This window comes from Sphaerisporangium perillae (assembly GCF_023276435.1).
GTDB lineage: Bacteria > Actinomycetota > Actinomycetes > Streptosporangiales > Streptosporangiaceae > Sphaerisporangium > Sphaerisporangium perillae.
In genome coordinates, this window is record NZ_JALLPO010000033.1 from 83,049 (window position 1) to 103,414 (window position 20,366).

At 67.7% G+C, this 20,366-nt stretch carries 15 protein-coding genes; 8 read left to right on the top strand and 7 right to left on the bottom strand.

What is annotated here, in order from left to right:
* Positions 1-75: 75 nt before the first annotated feature.
* Complete coding sequence (locus tag MYF83_RS29260) at positions 76-3,576, bottom strand: DUF4082 domain-containing protein (RefSeq protein WP_248963959.1); 3,501 nt, start codon at positions 3,574-3,576, stop codon at positions 76-78.
* Positions 3,577-4,107: 531 nt separating this feature from the next.
* Between MYF83_RS29260 and rffA the strand changes: the two genes are divergently transcribed.
* Both rffA and MYF83_RS29270 read left to right on the top strand, forming a co-directional pair.
* On the top strand, positions 4,108-5,268 hold the full coding sequence (gene rffA, locus MYF83_RS29265; protein WP_372500271.1) for a dTDP-4-amino-4,6-dideoxygalactose transaminase: 1,161 nt from the start codon (positions 4,108-4,110) through the stop codon (positions 5,266-5,268).
* A complete protein-coding gene (locus tag MYF83_RS29270; protein ID WP_248963961.1) occupies positions 5,268-6,050 on the top strand; it encodes a GNAT family N-acetyltransferase in 783 nt (260 codons plus the stop codon). Before rffA ends, MYF83_RS29270 begins: the two co-directional genes overlap by 1 nt.
* Positions 6,051-6,071: 21 nt before the next feature.
* Here MYF83_RS29270 and MYF83_RS29275 read toward each other — a convergent pair whose 3' ends face one another.
* Positions 6,072-7,007, bottom strand: coding sequence for a glycosyltransferase family 2 protein (locus tag MYF83_RS29275; RefSeq protein ID WP_248963962.1), 936 nt, complete (start codon positions 7,005-7,007; stop codon positions 6,072-6,074).
* An 89-nt stretch (positions 7,008-7,096) separates the two neighbouring features.
* Between MYF83_RS29275 and MYF83_RS29280 the strand changes: the two genes are divergently transcribed.
* Genes MYF83_RS29280 through rfbB form a run of 3 tightly spaced genes read left to right on the top strand, consistent with a single transcriptional unit; the run spans position 7,097 to position 9,653 of the window.
* The gene (locus MYF83_RS29280; RefSeq protein ID WP_248963963.1) at positions 7,097-7,615 is read left to right on the top strand and encodes a GtrA family protein; all 519 of its coding nucleotides are present in this window, start codon (positions 7,097-7,099) and stop codon (positions 7,613-7,615) included.
* A complete protein-coding gene (locus MYF83_RS29285) occupies positions 7,612-8,679 on the top strand; it encodes a glucose-1-phosphate thymidylyltransferase (RefSeq protein WP_248963964.1) in 1,068 nt (355 codons plus the stop codon). The genes MYF83_RS29280 and MYF83_RS29285 overlap by 4 nt, the downstream gene beginning before the upstream one ends.
* Complete coding sequence (rfbB, locus tag MYF83_RS29290) at positions 8,676-9,653, top strand: dTDP-glucose 4,6-dehydratase (RefSeq protein WP_248963965.1); 978 nt, start codon at positions 8,676-8,678, stop codon at positions 9,651-9,653. Before MYF83_RS29285 ends, rfbB begins: the two co-directional genes overlap by 4 nt.
* A gap of 102 nt (positions 9,654-9,755) precedes the next feature.
* Here the strand turns inward: rfbB and MYF83_RS29295 are convergent, their stop codons facing one another.
* From MYF83_RS29295 to MYF83_RS29305, 3 genes are all read right to left on the bottom strand, one after another.
* Positions 9,756-10,691, bottom strand: a complete 936-nt coding sequence (locus MYF83_RS29295) for an FkbM family methyltransferase (protein WP_248963966.1) — start codon at positions 10,689-10,691, stop codon at positions 9,756-9,758.
* 181 nt (positions 10,692-10,872) lie between these two features.
* Positions 10,873-11,484 (bottom strand): dTDP-4-dehydrorhamnose 3,5-epimerase family protein, encoded by a 612-nt coding sequence (locus tag MYF83_RS29300; protein WP_248963967.1) that lies wholly within the window; start codon positions 11,482-11,484, stop codon positions 10,873-10,875.
* A 239-nt stretch (positions 11,485-11,723) separates the two neighbouring features.
* The gene (locus tag MYF83_RS29305) at positions 11,724-12,473 is read right to left on the bottom strand and encodes an SDR family NAD(P)-dependent oxidoreductase (protein ID WP_248963968.1); all 750 of its coding nucleotides are present in this window, start codon (positions 12,471-12,473) and stop codon (positions 11,724-11,726) included.
* Between the two features lie 497 nt (positions 12,474-12,970).
* Here MYF83_RS29305 and MYF83_RS29310 point away from each other — a divergent pair, with 497 nt between their 5' ends.
* Positions 12,971-13,204, top strand: coding sequence for a hypothetical protein (locus tag MYF83_RS29310; RefSeq protein ID WP_248963969.1), 234 nt, complete (start codon positions 12,971-12,973; stop codon positions 13,202-13,204).
* Positions 13,205-13,380: 176 nt separating this feature from the next.
* On the opposite strand, the gene MYF83_RS29315 is transcribed toward MYF83_RS29310, so the two are convergent.
* Positions 13,381-16,716: an ATP-binding protein gene (locus MYF83_RS29315; protein ID WP_248963970.1), complete on the bottom strand. Its 3,336-nt coding sequence runs from the start codon at positions 16,714-16,716 to the stop codon at positions 13,381-13,383.
* 155 nt (positions 16,717-16,871) lie between these two features.
* On the opposite strand from MYF83_RS29315, the gene MYF83_RS29320 reads away from it, so the two are divergent.
* Positions 16,872-18,239 carry an FAD-binding oxidoreductase gene (locus MYF83_RS29320; protein WP_248963971.1) on the top strand — a complete coding sequence of 456 codons (1,368 nt, stop codon included), beginning with the start codon at positions 16,872-16,874 and terminating at the stop codon, positions 18,237-18,239.
* A gap of 222 nt (positions 18,240-18,461) precedes the next feature.
* Here the strand turns inward: MYF83_RS29320 and MYF83_RS29325 are convergent, their stop codons facing one another.
* Positions 18,462-19,433: a pirin family protein gene (locus MYF83_RS29325; RefSeq protein ID WP_248963972.1), complete on the bottom strand. Its 972-nt coding sequence runs from the start codon at positions 19,431-19,433 to the stop codon at positions 18,462-18,464.
* A gap of 244 nt (positions 19,434-19,677) precedes the next feature.
* Here MYF83_RS29325 and MYF83_RS29330 point away from each other — a divergent pair, with 244 nt between their 5' ends.
* Complete coding sequence (locus MYF83_RS29330) at positions 19,678-20,361, top strand: hypothetical protein (protein WP_248963973.1); 684 nt, start codon at positions 19,678-19,680, stop codon at positions 20,359-20,361.
* The last annotated feature ends 5 nt before the right edge of the window (positions 20,362-20,366 follow it).

Sequence of the window (20,366 nt, forward strand, 5' to 3'; positions counted from 1 at the left end):
TTCCTGTCTCATCGACCGTGCCCGCTGGTGGGCCATCCGCATCCTAATTCGACCCGTCATCCCGCGGCCACGTCCCTAATTGGTGTCGAACAGCACGTCCACCCAGTAGTTGGTGGCTCGCGAAGTGCCCGTCGGGAACCCGTTCGCCGCGGTGTAGACATAGACGCCGTTACCGCCTGACGCGCCTGTGGCGGGGGCGATCAGCGGATTGTTCGTGTACTGGGTGGTGAAGTAATCGAGGGTCCGGGACCAGTGGCCCCCTGTCGTATACGAGGCGACATAGGTGGTGCCCGCGGTGATCGACACAGGTGTCGAGAAGTACATCTGCTGCCAGCCGGACGGCGTCTCGCCGGCGAAGGTCCCGGTGGCCAGTAGCGTGCCGTCGCTGGTCCATAGGCTCCCGGTGTGGGTGCCGGTGTTCTCAAGGCTCTTGTAGAACCGGATGCCCCTGATCGTCCCGTTCGTGGTGGCCTGGAACTTCGCCCCCAGCACGACCGGGTTGGACTCGGGGAGGGCCAGTTGGGCGGGGGTCGCGGAGTTGTCCCACAGAGAGTTCGAAGGGGCGAAGACGACGTCGACCCAGTAGTTGCTCGCCCGGACGCTGTTGGAGGGGAACGCGTTCCCCGCGTTGTAGACGTACACCCCGTTACCGCCTACCGCTCCGGTGGCGGGTGCGATGAGCGGACTGTTCGTGTATTGGTTGGTGAAGTAATCCAGGTTGCGGGACCAGCGTCCGCCTGTCGTGTACGAGGCGACGTAGGTGGTCCCAGCGTTGATCGGCACGGGTGTCGTGAAGTTCAGCTGCTGCCAACCGGAGGCCGTCTCACCGGTGAAGGTCCCGGTGGCGAGCAGTGTGCCGCCGCTGGTCCACAGGGTTCCAATGTGGGTGCCGGTGTTCTGCGCGCTCTTGTAGAACCGGACGCCGGTGATCGTGCCGCTCGTGGTGGCCTGGAACTTCACGCCGAGCACGACGGGGATCGACTCGGACACGGACGGCTCGGCAGGAATGGCGTCGTTGCTCCATAGGCTGCTGTACGGCGTGAACACCACGTCGACCCAGTAATTGCTGGCGCGGGAGGAGCTGGTCGGGAAGCCGCTGGTGGCGCCATACCGATATACGCCGTTACCTCCAGACGTGCTGGTGGAGGGCGCGACGAGCGGGCTGTTCACCACCGTGGTGGTGAAATAGTCGAGATTGACGGCCCATCCGCCGTTCGGTGCGAAGTAGGAGGCGACGTAGGTCGTGTTGATGCTCACCGGAACGGGGTTGGAGAAATCGACCTGCTGCCAACCGGTACCGGTTTCGTTGGTGAAGGTCGCCGTGGCCAGGAGTTGCCCGGTCGAGGTCCAGAGGCTGCCGGTGTGCGTTCCGGTGTTGAGCGAGCCCTTGTAGAACCTGATTCCCCGGATGGTGCCCGCGCTCGTGGTCTGGAACTTCACTCCCAGCTCGACCGGGGCCTGTTCGTTCCGCGAGGTGACCGCCGGCACAGTCGTGGGCGGCCAGATCGTGCAGGGACATTTCGCGCTGACGTTGACGGTGATCGAGGTCGGCGGGGCCTGCAGGTTGCCGATGTCGTCGACCGCCCTGGTCATGATCGTGATCGGGCCGGTCGTGGTCGGCGTCCAGGCGAACTGCCAGGAGGAGCGGCCGACCGCCTGGGACCACGTCACGCCGCCGTTGGTGGAGACCTCCACGGCGGCCACGACGCCGCCGCCGGTGTCCGCCGCGGTTCCCTGGATGGTGACGGTGGCCCCACTCTGGACCGAGCCCTGGTTCAGGGGATTGCTGATCGCCGACGTCGGGGGAGCGGTGTCGGTCGAGGGAGTGGCCGGAACCAGGCCCGGCTGCAGGCTCGCCGGCTGGGCTCGCATGTCGGCGAGAAGGTTGACCGTCATCTGCTGCATGGTGATGTTCGTGGGAGTGGCCAGTCCGTCATGAACGGAATCCAGGCCCCATGCCCACTGGACGGTTCCGCTGCCGAAGACGAGCGCACCGCTCGGGGCCTTGTACAGCGTCAGGCTGTGCGTCGCAGTGCCCGCGCCGTAGGTGCTGCCGAAGTCGAGCAGGAACTTGGTCGGTTCGAAGATGGTCGTGCGCGAGTACCTGACGAGCCCCGGGGGTGAGGTCGCGTTGTTCGGCGCTTCGTCCCACTCGTACCCGAGGATCCCCTGGGGGAAGGTCACGATCTGGCCCGGCTGCAGGCTGGCGACGGCCGTGTTGCGCCAGATCCTCATGGTGGAGAACTCGGCCGAAACGCTCATCGTGTCGGCCACATAGCCGTTGACCATGAAGAAGGTCCCCGTCAGAGCGTTCTCCGGCCTGCCGCCGTTCGACGGCGGGGAGAAACGAGGGTCACGCCAGGTGCCGGTCCACTGCGGACTGGGGTCGATCTTGGCGTTGGCAAGGGTCTCCTTGTAGCAGACCAGAGTCCTGAACGGGACGCCGGCCCCGTCGATGCTGTCCTCCCATCTGGTCTTCCAGAAGACCTGGTTCCCTGAGAAGAAGGCCAGGTTGACACCGGCGTCTCGAGCGTTCTCCACGTTTGTTCGCATCTCGTTCGACCAGTATTCGTCATGGCCGGACGACAGGAAGATCTTGTGCTCGAGGATCTCCGGCCCTCGCGTGGCCGTGTCGACGTTCGTGGTGTAGCTCACGTCGTAGGCATTGGCTTCGAGCCATCTGACCATGGGGTACTCGGCGTTGAAGAACCAGGTTTCCACACCGCCGAAACAGCAGGAGCAGCAACGGTCGGTGAACGGGCGGTTGTAGCTGACCTTGTAGGCGCGGCCCGCCGGATTTCCGCGATAAAGGCTGTTGCTGCCGTAATAGTTGTATGCGGCCCAGGTGGCGTCAGAGGTCTGCACGAGGACGTCCGAGTTGCCGGTGTCGTCCCGGACCACGAATATGACCTGACTGGCACCCTGCGCGTCGTCCCGCACCAGTTTGGCGATGAAGACCCCTGAGACGGTGTCGGCGGGCACCGCCCAAGAGGCGGAGATCGCCCAGTTGCCGCAATCGACAAGGCCGGTGGACGCGTCGCTCAAGCAGTCCGGCTGCGTCTGCGGCAAGAGGGCAGAAGGGGTGATCGTCGTCACCTTGGTGGCGCCGCTACCGCCGTAGTAGCCGAGGCGATAGATGTCCAGGTGATAAGCCGTCGAGGGAGTGTTCACCTTGAACTGAACGGTTTCCCCCTTGTTGACGCTTATCTGGGTGGCATAGCCCTGGATGGCAGGGTCGCCCGCCCCCACCACGTCCCACTCGCTGGGCGGACTGCCTGGTTTCTGATTTTCCAGGCAGATCTCGGAAGTGGGCGGACAGGTCGCACGGCCGGCCCGCGACTTCCTCGGCCCGTGCGGTCTCTTGGAGTCGTGCGGTCTCTTGGAGTCATGCGGTCTCCTCGAGTTGTGTGCCCTCCGTGTGGCGTTCAGTTGCCCCTTGCCGGAGGTCGTGACGACCTCCGGGCCCCGGTGCGCGGCATGGGCACCCGCGAGGGGCGTCCGCGCCTCCGCGGACCCGAGCAGGCTGAGCATGGCCGCGATGCTCACTCCGAACGCCATCAGCGCGACCCGGAACATGCGCCGCCGCCTTGGGGCGGAGGGCACCTCGCAGGAGCGTGTGGTCGCTTCAGAATCCGTCGCGAGTCCGGAACAACTCGATGCTGAATCTTGGGGATGCGGAGAGAGCATGCGTGCGAGTGTGGCCATGCCGACGCCATGGGCATGCCTGAACGTGCACGTTCGACCATCTTCTTGCCGTCTCTTTATGCAGGCCGAGAACTCGGCCCCTCGCTTTTTCGTGAGTTGAATCGACCGGCGGTGAATGCTTTATTCTCTCGCATGTTCGGGTTGGCGTGCGCCCTGGCGCGATTGAACGTAAGCCGCCGCCGGGCAATACGGCCAACGGCCGTTTTCGGGAACCCTTGGTAAAAAGCGGCTCCATATGCCACCGCGGCGACGATGACGGTGCACGACGTAAAAGAGTGCGGCAACGTCGCTCACCCGGCGCGGCCGGCCGTCCACAGAGCCTCGATGACGTATGCCTTGCACAAGGATTTGCCAAAGGGCCGGACATTCACTGCCGGGCGCAGAGCGCCTCTGGTGTTGATTATGGCTGTGAGTACAACTGATCTGACTCCGATTCCCTTTCATCGGCCGCATGTCGCGGAAAACCAGCTCGCCTATGTCACCGAGGCCATGCATTCGGGATGGACCTCCGGCTACGGGCCCTTCAATGAGAAGGCCACCCGGCTTCTCCGGGAGGTGACCGGTGCGCGACACGCGGTGCTCAGCACCTCGGGCACCACGGCGCTCGACCTGCTGGCGCTCGTGTTCGATCCCCGGCCAGGCGACGAGGTGATCGTGCCGTCCTACACCTTCGTGTCGTCGGCGAACGCCTGGGTGCTGCGCGGGGCGGTCCCGGTGTTCGTCGACTGCCGGCCCGACACTCTGAACCTGGACGAAGAGCTGGTCGAGGCCGCGATCACCGACCGGACCCGGGCGATCCTGGTCGTCCACTACGCCGGTATCGCCTGCGAAATGGACAAGATCACCGAGATCGCGGAGCGGCATGGCCTCGCGGTCATCGAGGACAACGCGCACGGGCTGGGCGGGTTCTACCGGGATCGTCCGCTTGGCTCGTTCGGCGCGATGGCGGCGCTGAGCTTTCACGCGACGAAGAACGTGCAGTGCGGTGAGGGCGGCGCGGTGCTGCTGGCCGAGTCCGAACTCGCGGAACGAGCCGAGATCGTCCGAGAGAAGGGCACCAACCGCAAGCAGTTCTTCCGCGGCCAGGTGGACATGTACCGGTGGGTCGACATCGGTTCGGCCTTCGTGCCGTCTGAGATCCTCGCGGCCCAGCTGGTCGCCCAGCTGGAGTCGTTCGACAAGATCCAGTTCCGGCGGCACTCCGTGTGGCGTGGCTACCACGAAGGCCTGGCGGACTGGGCGGACGACCAAGGTGTTTCCCGGCCGGTCGTCCCGGAGGGGTGCGCCCACCCGGCGCACCTGTACTACCTGATGCTTCCGGACATGGCGAACCGGCAGGCACTGATCGCCCACCTCAAGGAGCGGGGCGTACAGGCGATCTTCCACTACTCCCCGCTGCATTCCTCGCCGGCCGGCATGCGGTATGGGCGGACGGCACCGGGCGGATGCCCGGTCTCGGAGAGCATCGCCGACCGAATGGTCCGGTTGCCGCTCTACTCCGACCTGGACGAGCGTGACCAGGAGCGAGTGATCGACGCCGTCACGAGCTATCGGGTGACCTGATGGCCTGGCGCGACCTGATGACCGCGCCGGCCTCAGGGACGAAGGAGTCTCCGCTGGAGTCCGCCCGTTTCGGGTGTTCGATCGAGCGGCTCACCGTCTCCGGCGAGAGCGGATCGTCGTTTTCGCCGGTCCGTGCGGCCATCCTGGGGTCGGATGCCGATGTGATCATCCTCCGGTATCCGGCGGAGCGGATCGACTGGTTCGCGAAGATGACCGATCTTGGCCGGACCACCCTGCTGGCGGACTCCCTTGTCTACTGGCGCCTCGCCGTGGGGCGGGGCCGAGGGGCGGAGCCATCGGGGGATCTGTGGGCGTCGGAGCTGAGGGATCCGGCCATGGTGGAGGCCCTGGTCCTCGAGGTCTTCGCCCGGTACGAGAGCCACTACCTGGCCAATCCGCTGTTCGACGCGGCCGAGTTGCCGGCGGGCTATGCGGAATGGGCACGCAGGTCCGCCGGCGAGGGGGGCTGCCTGGCTCTGTACGCCCGAAGCGCGGGGGAGGAGCCTCGCGTTATCGGACTGGCCACGATGCAGGATGACGGTCCCCGGACCGAGATCCTGCTCGCCGGGGTGGTCCCCGAAGTGCAGGGCCGGGGGCTCTACGCCCACGTGCTGAAGGCCGTCGAGGATCGGGCGCGCGCTCGGGGCGCGACCGAAGTCGTGATCTCCACCCAGGGACACCACACGCGAGTGCAGCGAGCCTGGGCACGGTATGGATTCGAGCCCGTGCGGACCTTTTTCACCGTTCATCTGGTCCGCGCCGGGCTCCTTCCTCCTGTTTGAGGCGCATACTCAGGGAGCAGGTCAGACGGTGACCGATGACCCGCTTCGCTCGCGAACCACGTACATCGGCCGCCCCATTCCGCTCGAGTGGAGGCGGCCGACGTACTCTCCTAGCACCCCGACGGCGATGAGCTGGGCGGACGAGAACAGCGTGATCATCGACGCGAGGCTGGTGAAGCCCACCACCGTGGTGTTTCCCACGGCGAAGTTCCATAGCACCGAGCCGCCGAGGAACAGGCCGAAGACGCCCACCATGAACCCGAGGTAGCTCGCCACGCGGAGCGGGACCGCGCTGTAGCCGAAGAGCATGTTCGCCGTATGGCGGAGCAGCATCCGCAACGTGTAGTTGGACGGCCCGTGGCGGCGCTGGTCCATGTGCACCTTGACCGAACCTACCCGCGTCGTGGCCCAGGAGAGCGCGACGTCGACCGAGGCGTGTGGCCCGGCGAATCCCTCGAAGCCGTGGCGCAGATGCGTCCTGAAGGCACGGAACGCGCTGATCATGCGGGCGGTGCGGAAGCCCAGTGCGCTGGACATGGCGGTCTTCACTGACCGGGAGGCGAGGCTGCGGAGAGCCCCGTGCTCCTCCTCGTGCGGCACGCCGTAAACCAGGTCGAGGCGGTCACCCTCGAGTGCGGCCAGCAGGAGCGGGATCTGCTCGGGCGGGTGTTGCAGATCGTCGTCCATCGTGACGACCACGTCGAACTCCGCCTCCCGGATGCCGGCGACCAGGGCGTTGTGCTGGCCGTAGTTACGGGACAGGTGGAGTGCGCGGACGGCACCGAACCGGCCGGCCAGATCCGCGGCGACCTTCCAGGTGTCGTCGGGACTTCCGTCGACGACGAGGATCACCTCGTGCGGTACGGACATGTCACGCAGGACCGCCGTGAGCCGGGTGACCAGCTCCGGGAGGCTCTGCGCAGAGCGATAACACGGGATGACCACCGACACTGACATTAGTTCTCCCGCTGATCGGTGTTTGTTTGTCGTGAGCCCATTAGAATGGTCTCTATCTGACTGTCTGACCGCGGTTCGGGGGGATCCGTATGGTCGAAGCGGAAAGCCGAACCGCTCCCGGCGAAGACTCATATCTCAACGAGCATGATTTCACCCCGGCCCTTGGCCGACACCTCATCACATACCTGATGGGTGGCGCTCTCACGGCCCTGCTGTACTACGCCATTCTTGTCGCGGGATTACTCACTCTTGGCAAGGTGGTTCCCTATCTATACGTGGTTGTTGTCAGCAATTTCGCTACCGTGGTGATTGTCTACCCCTGGTACAGGCTGGTGGTCTTCCGTGGTGCCGGCGGGTCCTGGCTGGCGGGCTATCTCCGGTTCTATGCGGTAGGGCTGACCGGCCTGGTGACGTCACTTGTCGGACTGCCGATCCTCGTGGAATTGGCCGGCGTTCCGATTCTGGTGGCGCAGGTTCTGTTGATAGTCGCAAGCGTGCCGCTGAATTACGCGCTATATCGGATATGGACTTTTCGTGATCGTGCCGGTGGCCGGTTCCGGCGAACCGGGCGCGATCTCCGACGAGGTGGAAGGATCGATGAGCGATGAAGGCCCTCGTGCTGGCGGGCGGGAAAGGAACGAGGTTGCGCCCGCTGACCCACACCTCTGCCAAGCAGCTGGTTCCGGTCGCCAACAAGCCGGTGCTCTTCTACGGGCTGGAAGCGATTCGGGACGCGGGAATCAGGAGTGTGGGCGTGGTCATCGGCGACACGGGCGCCGAGGTCCGGGAGGCGGTGGGAGACGGTTCGAGGTTCGGCCTCGATGTGACCTACATCCCCCAGGAGGCTCCTCTCGGGCTGGCGCACTGCGTCCTGATCGCCAGGGAGTTCCTCCGCGACGACCCCTTCGTGATGTACCTCGGGGACAACTTCCTGGTGGGCGGGATATCCGGTCTGGTGGACGCCTTCCACGCGGGACGCTGCGACGCCCGGATCCTGCTGACCAAGGTCGCTGAGCCGCAGTTCTACGGAGTCGCGGAGATCGGGCCGCAAGGTGAGATCCGCGGCTTGCAGGAGAAGCCGGAGTGTCCACGCAGTGATCTCGCGATCGTCGGCGTGTACACCTTCTCGCCGGCCATCCATGAGGCGGTCCGGGCGATCAGGCCCTCCATGCGGGGGGAGCTGGAGATCACGGATGCGATCCAGTGGCTCATCGACAACGGCTTTCGTGTCAATTCGCACCTGGTCAGTGGCTACTGGAAGGACACCGGGCGGCTGCGGGACATCCTTGAGTGCAACCGCATCGTCCTTGAGCAGATCGAGCCTGAGGTCGCAGGCACGGTCGATGGCCTGAGCGAGGTCACCGGGCGGATCATCGTGGAGCGGGGCGCTGTGGTGGAGAACTCACTGCTTCGCGGGCCGATCGTCGTGGGGGCGGACACCAAGATCATTTCGTCGTACGTCGGCCCCTTCACCTCGATCGGCCGAGGCTGCGTCGTGCAGAACGCCGAGATCGAGTATTCGATCGTTCTCGACGGCTCCTCCGTGGATGGCGTCTCGCGGATCGCGCACTCCCTGATCGGGCGTAACGTCGAGGTGAGCCGCGCGGCCGGTGTGTCGAACACGCATGAACTCATGGTGGGCGATCACAGCAAGATACAGGTGAAGGCATGAGCATTCTCGTCACCGGCGGCGCCGGCTTCATCGGATCCCACTACGTGCGATCGCTCCTGGGCGGTTCGTACCCGGGATATGAGGACGCGCGCGTCACCGTTCTCGACAAGCTCACCTACGCGGGAAACCTCGCGAATCTGGTGCCGGTGGCCGACCACCCGGGATACTCGTTCGTCCACGGCGACATCACGGATCCGGAGCTTCTGGCGAAAGTCGTTCCCGGGCACGACGTGGTGGTGAACTTCGCGGCCGAGACACATGTCGACCGATCGATCGCAGGAGCGGCCGATTTCGTGACGACGAACGTGCTCGGGAGCCAGCGGCTCCTTCAGGCCGCGCTGGAAGCGGGCGTCCGCACGTTCGTCCAGGTCTCCACGGACGAGGTGTACGGGTCGGTCTCAGAGGGGGCGTGGACCGAGGATGAGCCGCTGCTGCCGAATTCGCCCTACTCGGCCGCCAAGGCCGGGGGAGATCTGCTCTGCCGGGCCTACCACCGGACCTATGGTATGGACGTCCGGGTGACCCGGTGTTCCAACAACTACGGCCCTTACCAGTACCCGGAGAAGGTCATCCCGCTCTTCGTCACGAACCTGCTGGACGGCGTGAGGGTTCCGTTGTACGGGGACGGGCTCAACGTCCGGGAGTGGCTCCACGTCGACGACCACTGCCGGGGCATCCAGTTGGTGCTGGACAAGGGGTCGGCCGGTGAGGTCTACAACATCGGCGGCGGGGCCGAGCTGACCAACCGGGAGCTGACCGAACGGCTGCTCGCGGCGCTCGGTGCCGGATGGGAGATGGTCGATCCGGTGCCCGATCGGCCCGGTCACGACCGCCGTTACGCGGTGGACAGCGGCAAGATCCGGTCGATCGGCTACGAGCCCCAGGTCGACTTCGACCGGGGCCTCGCCGAGGTCGTGCACTGGTATCGCGATCACCAGGCGTGGTGGCGCCCGCTGAGGAAGATCGGGAAATAACGCCGAGGACCGGCGCCAGGCCCGAGATCGGCGGCCGACGGGATGCCAGATGGCCCAGACGAATCATCACGACGCTGAGCCTTCTGGTATCCGGTAGGCCGCCTACCGGCGATCGCGCTGCTCCGCGTTCTCCGGCAGCCACGTGCTCAGTGCGGCCAAGTGCTCGGGTCGTGTCACCGCGAGAAGATCGGTGCAGTACAGGCGCCGCGATGGGTCGGCGTCCATCAGGGCGGAGAGGCTTTCCGCGTCGCAGGGGATGAGCCTGCGGTGAAGGTGGTCGATGAGGAACAACCGCGGGCCATGGGCGGTGAGGAGATCGAGGAACTCGCCCGTCGAAAAGCCACAGCCGGCGAGCTGGGCGGGTTGGAACTCCACGAACACGGCCGGTCGGTGGCGGGCGAGAGTGGCGCGGACCCCGCGAAGGGCGTGGCCGTCGTAGCCTTCTACGTCGATCTTCATGAGGTCGGGAGCCGGGGCGTCGTGGCGGCGTTCGAGATACTCGTCCAGGGAGACCATGGGTACCGTGATGCTGCCCCGGCTCGACGGTTCGCCGACCGCGGCCGCGGAGTGCGTGCCGGACTGACGGTCGCTGAGGTGCAAGAGCAACTCGCCGACGCGGTCACCGACCGCCACGGCCTCGACGTGGATCCGCGTGCTCAGGCCGTTGGCCGCGGCGTTGCGGTGCAGGAAGCGGAGGTTCTCCGGAACCGGTTCGAACGCGAGGACCTGGGCGCCGGCCGGTGCGATGGCAGCCGCGACACAGGAGTAGATGCCGATGTTGGCACCCATGTCGACGATACCGTGGCTGATCGCGGCGATGCGGCTGAACAGGTCAAGCTCGAATTCCTCGTAGTATCCGGCCACCACCGCGGGAACGATCGTCTGGTCCCAGGCGGGCCCGCTGATCTGAAGGTCGCGGAAGTCGGCCGTGACCGCCTCGGCGCTCGGCGTGGACCCGAATCGGTAAGTGAGCCAGTACAGCCGGTCGACGAGTGGGAACCGGCGGGCATGGGTGCCGCCGAAGAGGCGCCTCACCATGCGTGACTTGTGCACTGCCCGGGCGGCGAGAATGGCATTGTTGGAAAGTCGCCTTCGGATGGAGAGCGAACCGTTTCTGGGCAAAGGTTTTCACCTACCGTTATGGAGTCCAGGGGCACACTGGCGAGAACCGGGCAACAGTTGCGCGGATCGGCCACATACCGCAGATCGAATCGCCTGCTCAGGCTGAGGGGCGTGCCGCTTCGCGAAGCCGGGCGTAATAGGCCACGCATTCGTCGTACTGGGGCAGCAATCCCATCTCTTCGGCCTCTTCCAGCAGCGGCGCCGCGGCGTCCTTCGGGGACAGCATGGGCTCGAGGTCATCAGGCCAGGCGATGCCCAGCCGTAGGTCGAGGGGATGTATCCCATGTTCCCTGTTCGGAGTGTAAGGTTCCGAGCAGATGTAGATCACCGTCGCCTGGTCGGTGAGTGCCATGAACGCATGGCCCAGTCCGCCGCTGATGTAGAGCCCGCACCTCGACCGATCGTCCAGTTCGATGGCCTCCCACTCGCCGAAGGTCGGCGATCCCACGCGGATGTCGACCACAACGTCCAGCACCGCGCCGCTCATGCAGGTGATGTATTTGGCCTGACTCGGCGGCACGTCGGCGAAATGCACGCCACGCAGAACGCCCTGCCGCGAGACGGAACAGTTCGCCTGGGCCAGGTTCAGCTCGTGGCCGACGGCTGCGGACAGCAGGTCCGCCCGGAACCACTCCAGAAACGTTCCCCGCTCGTCCCCATGGAGGGCCGGGGCGAACAGATAGGCGTCGCGGATGCTCAGTTCTTTCACCAGGCAAGCGTGCCAGCATTGAGTTCATCGAGCTATCGAATGATGCCAGGACACGCCGCGGCTAATGCTGACGGCCGAAAGTTGGGCGCACGTCCCCTTCGCCAGGAAACGGGCATCTGGAAAGACCGCCCGCTGGGCATGCCGTCGTCACGCATAGTGCGGCATTTCTGGTGTCACGAGGTTCCCGCGGAGACTCCAGTACTTTCCCAGCAGCCCGGATCTACGACCCGTGATCCGGTTCAGCGGCCGATGATGGCGGAGACCCGGGCGACCACGCCGCGGGGGACGTACCGCGCCACCGCGACGATCATCTTGTACCGCGGGTCGGGCACGCTGACCGGAAGGCCGCGGGCGAAGTCGCGCATGGCGGCGTCCACCACGCGGTCGGCCGACAGCCACAGGAACCCCGGGATGGCCGAGGTGTCGATCGAGGCCCGGTCGTGGAACTCGGTGCGCACGAAACCCGGGCACAGGGCCATGACCCGCACCCGCCGCTCGGGGATCTGGGTGGCGAGCGACTCGCTGAAGTTCACCACCCAGGCCTTGGACGCGCTGTAGGTGCCGTGCGCGAAGAACGCCGCCACCGACGCGACGTTGATCACCCCGCCGCGGCCCCGCGCGCGGATGGCGGGCAGCGCGGCCATGGTGAGCCGCAGCACGGCCTCGCAGTGCACGCGCAGCATGGTGACCTCGTCGGCGACGGGGACCTCCAGGGCCGCGGCCGACCGGCCGAACCCGGCGTTGTTCACCAGCAGGTCGACCCCCTCGCGCAGCCGGTCCTCCACCGCGGAGACGCCCTTGTCCACGGAGAGGTCGGCGGGGAGCGTCTCGCAGGCCACGCCGTACCGGCGGTGCAGCGTGGCCGCCGTGGCCGCGAGGCGCTTCTCGTCGCGGGCGACCAGGACCAGGGAGAACCCGTCGGCGGCCAGCCTTCGGGCGAAGGCGGCGCCGATGCCGGCGGTCGCGCCCGTGATCAGTGCGGTAGGCATGCAGGAAGACTAGCGAGAAGCGCGCCCCGGTCGTTGGTCACCCGGCGGCAGTCCCTGATCCTGGCCGCTTCCGGTGGCGAGCGCTCATCACCACCACCAGCAGCGCCATGGACATGAACGGCTCGACCAGACAGGCGAACACCCCACGAGGGCGGCCAAGACTGCCGCGTTGAGCCGCCTGGATCTCAAGAGCAGCGGCGCGTTGTGCCGGCGCCCCGTCACAGTCGCTTGCTCTACCGATCCGACGTGGGGCGTGAGCGCCGGTCGCGGTGGTTTGGTCAACTGGGCCAGAGTCGGACCCACCGGCGCCGCATCTGACGGCTGCTCATGTTAGAGCCGTCGGCCCAACCACCGTGGCGGCCGATCCTCTCCAGGGCGGCGCCAGCGCGGCGGGCGGCCGTGGCGAAGTGCGCTTAAGGTCGAGGGCGGCCGGACCGAACCGGCTGTCGTCGCCGGCTTCCCCCATTGCTGTCCGAACTGGACGTAGGATTTCGCACGTGCTGATTTCGACCCTGCCGGACCTGCCCGGCCGCGCCTTCGAGGTGCGCGGATTCGTGTATGCACAAGCCGCCCTCGGCGCGCTCGGCGGCGGAAACACCCAGAAAATGGTGCAGCAGCTGATCGAGCAGGCCGGGCGGTTCGGCGCGGACGCTATCGTCGACGTCAAGACGGTGATCGGCGGCGACAGCGGCCACTGCTTGATGACCGGCACCGCGGTCAAGCTGCTATGAAGAAGGTCGCGTTCGTGCTCGGCGGGGGCGGAGTCCTTGGCGCGCAAGTGGGCATGCTGCAAGCCTTTAAGAGCGGCCTGGTCTAGGGCGTAGCCGACTAGGCCGCGGGCACTCGCCCGCTGCGTCGCCATCCTCGACGAGGTGCTGGGCAGCTCCGCGTTCGCTGGGCGGCGCCTTCAGCTGAGCCTGGCGAGGAGACGCTCGCTCACGGTCGACCAGTAGCCGAGCCCCAGCCGCAGGTGGGTCTGGTGCGCGCGCTCGGCGTGTTGCCTGGCGAGGGCGCGATCGCCCATGGCGTCGGCCAGTTCCGCCAGCACCATATGGGTCGATCCCCAGCAGGCTATGCCGCTCCCACAGACGACCAGGCCATCCGCGTACGGTGCGATCTTGTCATAGACCTCGGCGGGATCGGGCAGGCCCAGCCGGGCACCCACGTGGCCCCACACCACGGTCAAAAAGTCGGCCGACCAGTCGTCGTGGACCGCGCTGCCCCAGCGGCCGACCAGTTCGCGAGCCAGGGCGAGGTCGCCCACCTCGACCGTGGCCAGGACCGCGAGCGGGCGCAGCGGGACCATGTCGGGGTCGCTCGCCCGGGCGCACAGATCATCGACGATCTCCGGGATCCGGCCCTGCGCCCTGCGGCTGGTGAACAGCGTCACCCACTTCTGCATGTCGGCACCCCAGATGGTGGTCGTGCTCAGCAGGCCGCCGGCCTCGTCCGCGATCCGCTCCGCCTCGTCCCACCGGCCGTGCAGGGTGGCGTACGCCGCCTCGCCGACGTGCACCATGGCGTGCAGCTCTGGACGCCGGACCTCCCGCAGGACCCGCTCGGCGCGGGCGTGCTCGCGTTCCCACCTGTCCAGGTCGCCCTCCCTGAGCGATACGGTCATGCTCACCAAGAGCGCCACCGCCTCCATGAGGGGCGTCAGGCCGGGCATGCCGAGCATCTCGTCGATCGTGACGCGCCGCTCCTTCTCGCCTCCCGGGAACCACCTGGCCAGCGCGTAGTTGTTGAGCATCTGGAAGAGCAGTTCCGCATCGCCCACCTGCCGGGCGATCCGGACCGCCTCGGCCGTCAGGCGTTCCGCCTCCGCGCGCCGGCCGTAGTACACCTCCATGGCGAGGGTGCCGAGCAGGGTGGCACGCTCGGCGTCGCCGAGCGGCTCCTCCAGCAGCTTCTCCAGGAGCGCCACGATGCGCTCCTCCACGACCCCGTACCGCCGCCAGTTCCAGATGGCCAGGCTGCCGAAGATCGAGACGGCCTCTACGACCGCCTTCCGGTCGCCGAGCCGCGAGCCCAGTTCGATGGCCTCGTCCAGCACGACCTGGCCGCGATCCATGTCACAGACGACGCGCAGCGCCTGGCCCAGACTGATGAGCAGCCGGCAGCGCCGGGCGATGTCCCCGGGCTCCAGCGCGGCCAGCGCCTGGTCCCACAGCGCGACGGCCTCATCATGGGCGCGCTGCGCGGCGGCCTGCCGCGCGGCCCTGACCGAGTAGTCGACGGCCTTGGCGGCCCCGCCGATCCGGGCCGCCCGAGCGAAGTGATGCGCGATGATCGGCAGCTGGGACGGATCGTCCGCGCGTGGCAGCGATTCGAGCGCCTCCCCGGCCCGGAGGTGCAACCGGGCCTGACGCAGCCGGCCGAGGTCGTTGTAGAGCGCGTCGCGGACGAGGGCGTGGGAGAACCGGTAGTCGAAGCCGTCCGGGGTCTCCACCAGCAGCCCGGTGGCGACGGCGGGTTCGAGGCTGGAGATCACCTCCTCCACCGAGCCCCTGGTGAGCGCCACCAGCACATCAAGGCTCACCTCCCGGCCGAGGACCGCCGCCGAGTGGAGCAGGTCCCGGGTGCGGGACGGCAGCCTGGCCACCCGCCGGCCGATCACCTCGCGGATCCCCTCGGGCATGCCGAGCGATGCCGCGTCCAGCCGTTGCTCGCTGCCCAGCAGCCGCAGCAGCTCACCCAGGAAGAACGGGTTGCCGCCGGTCCGCTCGTGCAGTCGCGCGGCGAGCGCGGGGTCGGGCAGGTCGTGCTGCCGGAGGAAGGTCAGCACGTCCTCCGCCGAGAACGGCGGCAGCGTGAGCCGCTCGGTCCGCGGCTGCCGGGCCAGCTCGGCCAGGGTGTCGCGTAGTTGCTCGGGGTCCTTGCCGGGTTCGGGCCGCAGGGTGGCCAGCACCAGCACGGACTTGCGATGCAGCTCGCCCGCGACGAAGGCCAGCAGCCGCAGCGACGCGGCGTCGGCGGCGTGCAGGTCGTCGAACACCACGAAGGTCGGGCCGCCGGTGCCGGTCAGCGCGTGCAGGACGCGGGCGTGCAGTTCAAACAGGGCCGTCTCGGGGTCGGCGGCCGAATCGGCACTCTCCCCGGCGAGCAACGCCGCCACGTCGGAGGTCTCCCCGCCCAGCTCGCGCAGCGCCTGCCGCCATGGCCAGAACGCTGGGGCGGCCTCGCTTTCCACGCACCTGCCCCACACCACGTGGATGCCTAGTGCCTCGGCCTCCTCGGTGGCGGCCTGGGCGAGCCGGGTCTTGCCGATCCCGGCCTCGCCGGTCACCAGTATGGCTCCGCCGCGGCCGCGCCGTACCTCGCCGAGCCGTTCGCAGATGCGGGCGAACTGCGCCTCACGGGCGATCAGCGGCTGGGCGGAGGGCTGGCGCGGCTCGTCGGTCACCCCGGTCACCGGAGTCACTGCGGGGTTCTCCGCCGAGGCCACGACGATGGTCTGGCGGGACGGCGCGTCCAGCGCCGCCGACTGGTCGAAGACCGCCCGCTCCAGCCGGCGCAGCTCCGGCCCCGGCTCCAGGCCCAGTTCCGCCGCGAGCATCCCGCGCACCTTGCGCAGCGCGGCCAGCGCGTCCACCTGCCGTCCGGCACGGTACAGGGCCAGCACCAGCAGGCACCAGAACCGTTCCCGGTAGGGGTAGGCGTCGACGAGCCGCTCCAGGTCGGCGACGCACGAACCGCTGTCGCCGATCGCCAGCCGCGCCTCGAACAGGTCCTCGGTCGCGGACGCGCGCAGTTCGTGCATCTGCGCGATCACCGGCCGGGCGAACTCGTACTCCGCGAACTCCGCCAGCGGTTCGCCACGCCACAGCGCCAGCGCCCGGTCCAGCACCTTCAGCACCGTGCCGTACTGCGACTCGGCGAGCGCGCGCCGGCCCTCGTCCGCACAGGCCGTGAACCGCACCAGATCCACCTGCCCGGGCGGCACGGCGAGCGAATACCCCGGCTCCCGGGTCAGCAACACCTGGGCCGGCGTGCGCGGCGGCCGGTCGGGCTCCAGCACCCTGCGGAGGTGCGAGATGTACGCCTGGAGCGTTCCCGTGGCGTTCGGCGGCGTCTCATCCGCCCACAGTTCACCGATCAGACGGTCCAGGGAAACGGTGCGGCCAGGTTCCAGCGCCAACAGGGCCAGGACGGCCCGCTGCTTGCGCGGCCCGAGATTCACCCGGTCGCTGTCGCCCCGGCCGACCTCGAATGGCCCGAACAGCCGGAAGAACAGCGAGTTCATCAGTTCCCTCGGTTTCCTCCGGGCCTTCGGTCATGGCGCAGCCTCGCCACCCGGCTTGAAGCCCGCTTGTGCCGACGCCAAGTCATGCCCAGGGACCGTACAAGCGTGCTGATCCATCGTACTGATCACACCAATTTTCTCAAGGAGCGATACAAATGATCGAATCCACTGCCCTCGCCGCCGACCTGCGGCGTGCCGTGCGCGGCCGGGTTCTGGTGCGCGGCGACGAAGGTTTCGACATCGCCCGGGCGCCCTGGGACGGGGCGATCGACCAGCGGGTCATCGCGGTCGTCGAGGCCGAGGACGCGGCCGACGCGGCGGCGGTCGTCGGCTGCGCGCGGCTCGCCGGGGTCGCGGTCGCCACCCAGCCCGAGGGGCACGCCCCGTCCGCCTTCGAGGACGCGATCCTGCTGCGCACGGGGCGCCTGCGTGGCGTCGAGATCCGGCCGGAACAGCGGGTGGCCCGCGTGGAGGCGGGCGTCCGGTGGGGAGAGGTGCTCACCGCGTCCGGCAAGCACGACCTCACCGGCCTCGCCGGGAGCACGGCGGTGGTCAGCGCCACCGGATTCACCCTCGGCGGCGGCCTGAGCTGGTTCGGGCGCCGGTACGGCATCGCCGCCAACAGCGTCCGCTCTCTTGACGTGGTGGACGCCGAGGGTGCCCGCGCCAGGGTCACCGCCGACTCCGACCCCGAACTGTTCTGGGCGCTGCGCGGCGGCGACTTCGCCCTCGTCACCGCCATGGAGTTCGACCTGCACCCCGCCCCCGAACTGTACGGCGGGCGGATCCTCTGGCCGGCCGCGCAGGCCGAACAGGTCCTGTCCGCGTTCCGCGGCACCACCGCCGAGGCTCCGGACGAGCTCAGCGTCTGGTTCACCCTGCTGCAGTTCCCGCCCTTCCCCGAACTGCCGGAACCGCTGCGCGGCCTGTCGGCGGTGGCGATCGACGTCACCTGGCTGGGCCGCGAAGCCGAGGGCCGGGCGCTGCTCCACCGCTTCGACCGGATACCCGGTGCGATCCTGGACACCCGCGGCCGGATGCCCGTGGCCGAGCTGGGCGCCATCTGCGCCGAGCCCACCGATCCCACGCCGGCGCTGTTCCACGGCGAGCTGCTGACCGGCCTCGGCGACGACGCCGCGGCCTCCCTGCTCGCGGCCACCCTGCCCACAGCCGCCGGCACCATCGCCCCGCTGGTCTCGGTGCAGATACGCCACCTCGGCGGCGCCATCGGGCGCCCGGCCGGCAACCCGGGCGCCTGCGGGCACATCGCCGAGCCGTACCTGCTGGGCCTGCTCGGCGTTCTGCCCGTTCCGGAACTGGCCGAGCCGATCAAGGAACGGCAGGCCTCGATCGCCAGGGCGCTGATGCCGTACACCACCGGCCGCAAGCCGTTCACGTTCCTCAAGCACGAGGAGCGGGCAGCGGCCGCGTTCCCCGGTGACACGCTGGCCCGGCTGCGCGACATCAAGCGCCGCCGCGACCCGAACGGCGTCTTCCACAGCAACCACCCGGTGCTGGGCTAGCACGGGGTGCCTCCAGGGGAGCTGACTTAAGGGTCAGGGGGTGCCTCATTGGGGGGCCGCATCTGCCCAGCTCAGCGGGTCCCTCGAAGGGATCCGCACCCAAGCTTCTTCGACGCCGGGCCTGGGTGCATGGCAGCTCCTGATCCGGAGGTAGCCGCACACACGCGAACGAGCCCCGTCCATGTCCAGACGGGGCTCGTTCGCATGTGGTCCTTGCGAGCCCTACAGTCCGCCCTCAGACATCCCATGCACTGCCGGGATCGTGCCCAGCCGCCCCTTCTGGAAGTCCTCGAACGCTTGCTGAAGTTCTTCCCTGGTGTTCATGACGAACGGCCCGTAGTGCGCCATCGGCTCACGGATCGGCTGACCGCCGAGAAGGACGATCTCAAGATTCGGCGCATTCGAATCCTGCTGCTCATCCGCCCGAACCGTCAGGGACGAACCCGAGCCGAACACGGCCGTCTGCCCCAGGCGGATCGGCCGATGCTCCGGCCCAACGGAACCGCGCCCGGCGAGGACGTACGCGAGGGCATTGAAGTCCTCCCGCCACGGAAGCGCGATCTCCGCACCCGGCGCCAGCGTCGCGTGAATCATCGTGATCGGTGTGTGCGTGATGCCCGGCCCCTTGTGGCCGTCCAACTCGCCGGCGATGACACGCAGCAGTGCACCGCCGTCCGGAGACGTCAGCAACTGGACAGTGCCACCGCGAATGTCCTGGTAGCGCGGGGGCATCATCTTGTCCTTCGCCGGAAGGTTCACCCACAGCTGGAGCCCGTGGAAGAGACCACCCGACATGACCAGGTGCTCCGGCGGCGCCTCGATGTGGAGCAGGCCGGACCCGGCCGTCATCCACTGGGTGTCGCCGTTGGTGATGGTGCCGCCGCCGCCGTTGGAGTCCTGGTGGTCGAAGATGCCGTCGATGATGTAGGTGACGGTCTCGAAGCCGCGGTGCGGGTGCCACGGGGTCCCTTTCGGCTCCCCAGGCTGATAGTCCACTTCACCCATCTGATCCATCATGATGAACGGATCCAGGTGCCGGTAGTTGATCCCGGCGAACGCCCGGCGAACGGGGAAACCCTCACCTTCGAAACCGCTCGGGGCGGTCGTCACGGCGCGCACGGGGCGAGCTACGGCATCCGCCGACGCGGCCACGCGCGGCAGGGTCAAGGGGTTGTCGACGGTTACAGCAGGCATGGGTGCCCTCCTTCTGCAGGCGGCGGGTGCCGCCCGGGACGACGATACTCCGCACAACAGAAGTTGATGATTCAACTATTCCCGGTCCGGCTCACGCGCCGATGTGTAACAAGACGAGCTAACTTTCCGGCAAGATTTGGTCAAGATTTCCCCAGTCGCCGGAGGGGAGGAGCCTCAGAAAAGCGGGCACAACAACCATGATGACCCGCAAAGCGGAGGTATGGCCCCTGTGGAAAGAGCGCGGGTGGGGTCACGGCTGATCATGCTGGCGGCCACGGCTGTTGCCATGATCGTCTGCCTGACCGGCTGTGGTGGTTCCGATTTCACCTACGTGATGGGCAGTGACGGGCAGAGCTACTTCAAGGTGCCCGCGTCCTGGCAGAAGGTCGACCAGAAGGCACTGGACAAAGTGATCTTCGGCGACATGAGCTCCGCGACCGCTCAGGCGCGAAAACAGCTTTCGTGGACCGTCGGATACGACGGGTTCAGCAAGCCGTCCGCCGATCACTTCCTGGACGCCGGAGAGTCCGACGAGCCGTTCGCCTTCGCGATGGTGATGACCCTCACCGAGACCCAGCGCGACAGCGTCTCCCTGGACGCGCTTCGGAACATGCTGCTGCCGGTCGCGGTCAGCGCCGACGTGCGCGAGCAGCTTGAGGCGTCTTCCCCCTACCCCATGACAGGCTTCGAGCTCCTCGCCGACGAGGTGCTGCCACCCGAGAACGGCGTGCGGGGCGTCCACGTGGTCTACAACTTCAAGGTCCTCGGAGGCTCCGTGCAGACCTTCGACCAGACCGCCTACCTCGCCGCCGACGGCACTCGCGTATCGGTCCTCCTCATCCGCTGCTCGGCCACGTGCTACCAGAACCGTGCCGGGGAGCTCGACAGGATCGCGCAGTCCTTCAAGGTCAAGCGAATTCCCGGGTGACCGGG

Excerpts from the sequence above, each read along its gene's own strand:
- MYF83_RS29270 (WP_248963961.1), top strand. The coding sequence starts at position 5,268 with ATGGCCTGGCGCGACCTGATGACCGCGCCGGCCTCAGGGACGAAGGAG.
- MYF83_RS29315 (WP_248963970.1), bottom strand. The coding sequence starts at position 16,716 with ATGAACTCGCTGTTCTTCCGGCTGTTCGGGCCATTCGAGGTCGGCCGG.
- MYF83_RS29325 (WP_248963972.1), bottom strand. The coding sequence starts at position 19,433 with ATGCCTGCTGTAACCGTCGACAACCCCTTGACCCTGCCGCGCGTGGCC.
- MYF83_RS29285 (WP_248963964.1), top strand. The coding sequence starts at position 7,612 with ATGAAGGCCCTCGTGCTGGCGGGCGGGAAAGGAACGAGGTTGCGCCCG.
- rfbB (WP_248963965.1), top strand. The coding sequence starts at position 8,676 with ATGAGCATTCTCGTCACCGGCGGCGCCGGCTTCATCGGATCCCACTAC.
- MYF83_RS29320 (WP_248963971.1), top strand. The coding sequence starts at position 16,872 with ATGATCGAATCCACTGCCCTCGCCGCCGACCTGCGGCGTGCCGTGCGC.
- MYF83_RS29275 (WP_248963962.1), bottom strand. The coding sequence starts at position 7,007 with ATGTCAGTGTCGGTGGTCATCCCGTGTTATCGCTCTGCGCAGAGCCTC.
- MYF83_RS29305 (WP_248963968.1), bottom strand. The coding sequence starts at position 12,473 with ATGCCTACCGCACTGATCACGGGCGCGACCGCCGGCATCGGCGCCGCC.
- MYF83_RS29295 (WP_248963966.1), bottom strand. The coding sequence starts at position 10,691 with ATGGTGAGGCGCCTCTTCGGCGGCACCCATGCCCGCCGGTTCCCACTC.
- MYF83_RS29280 (WP_248963963.1), top strand. The coding sequence starts at position 7,097 with ATGGTCGAAGCGGAAAGCCGAACCGCTCCCGGCGAAGACTCATATCTC.
- MYF83_RS29260 (WP_248963959.1), bottom strand. The coding sequence starts at position 3,576 with ATGTTCCGGGTCGCGCTGATGGCGTTCGGAGTGAGCATCGCGGCCATG.
- rffA (WP_372500271.1), top strand. The coding sequence starts at position 4,108 with ATGGCTGTGAGTACAACTGATCTGACTCCGATTCCCTTTCATCGGCCG.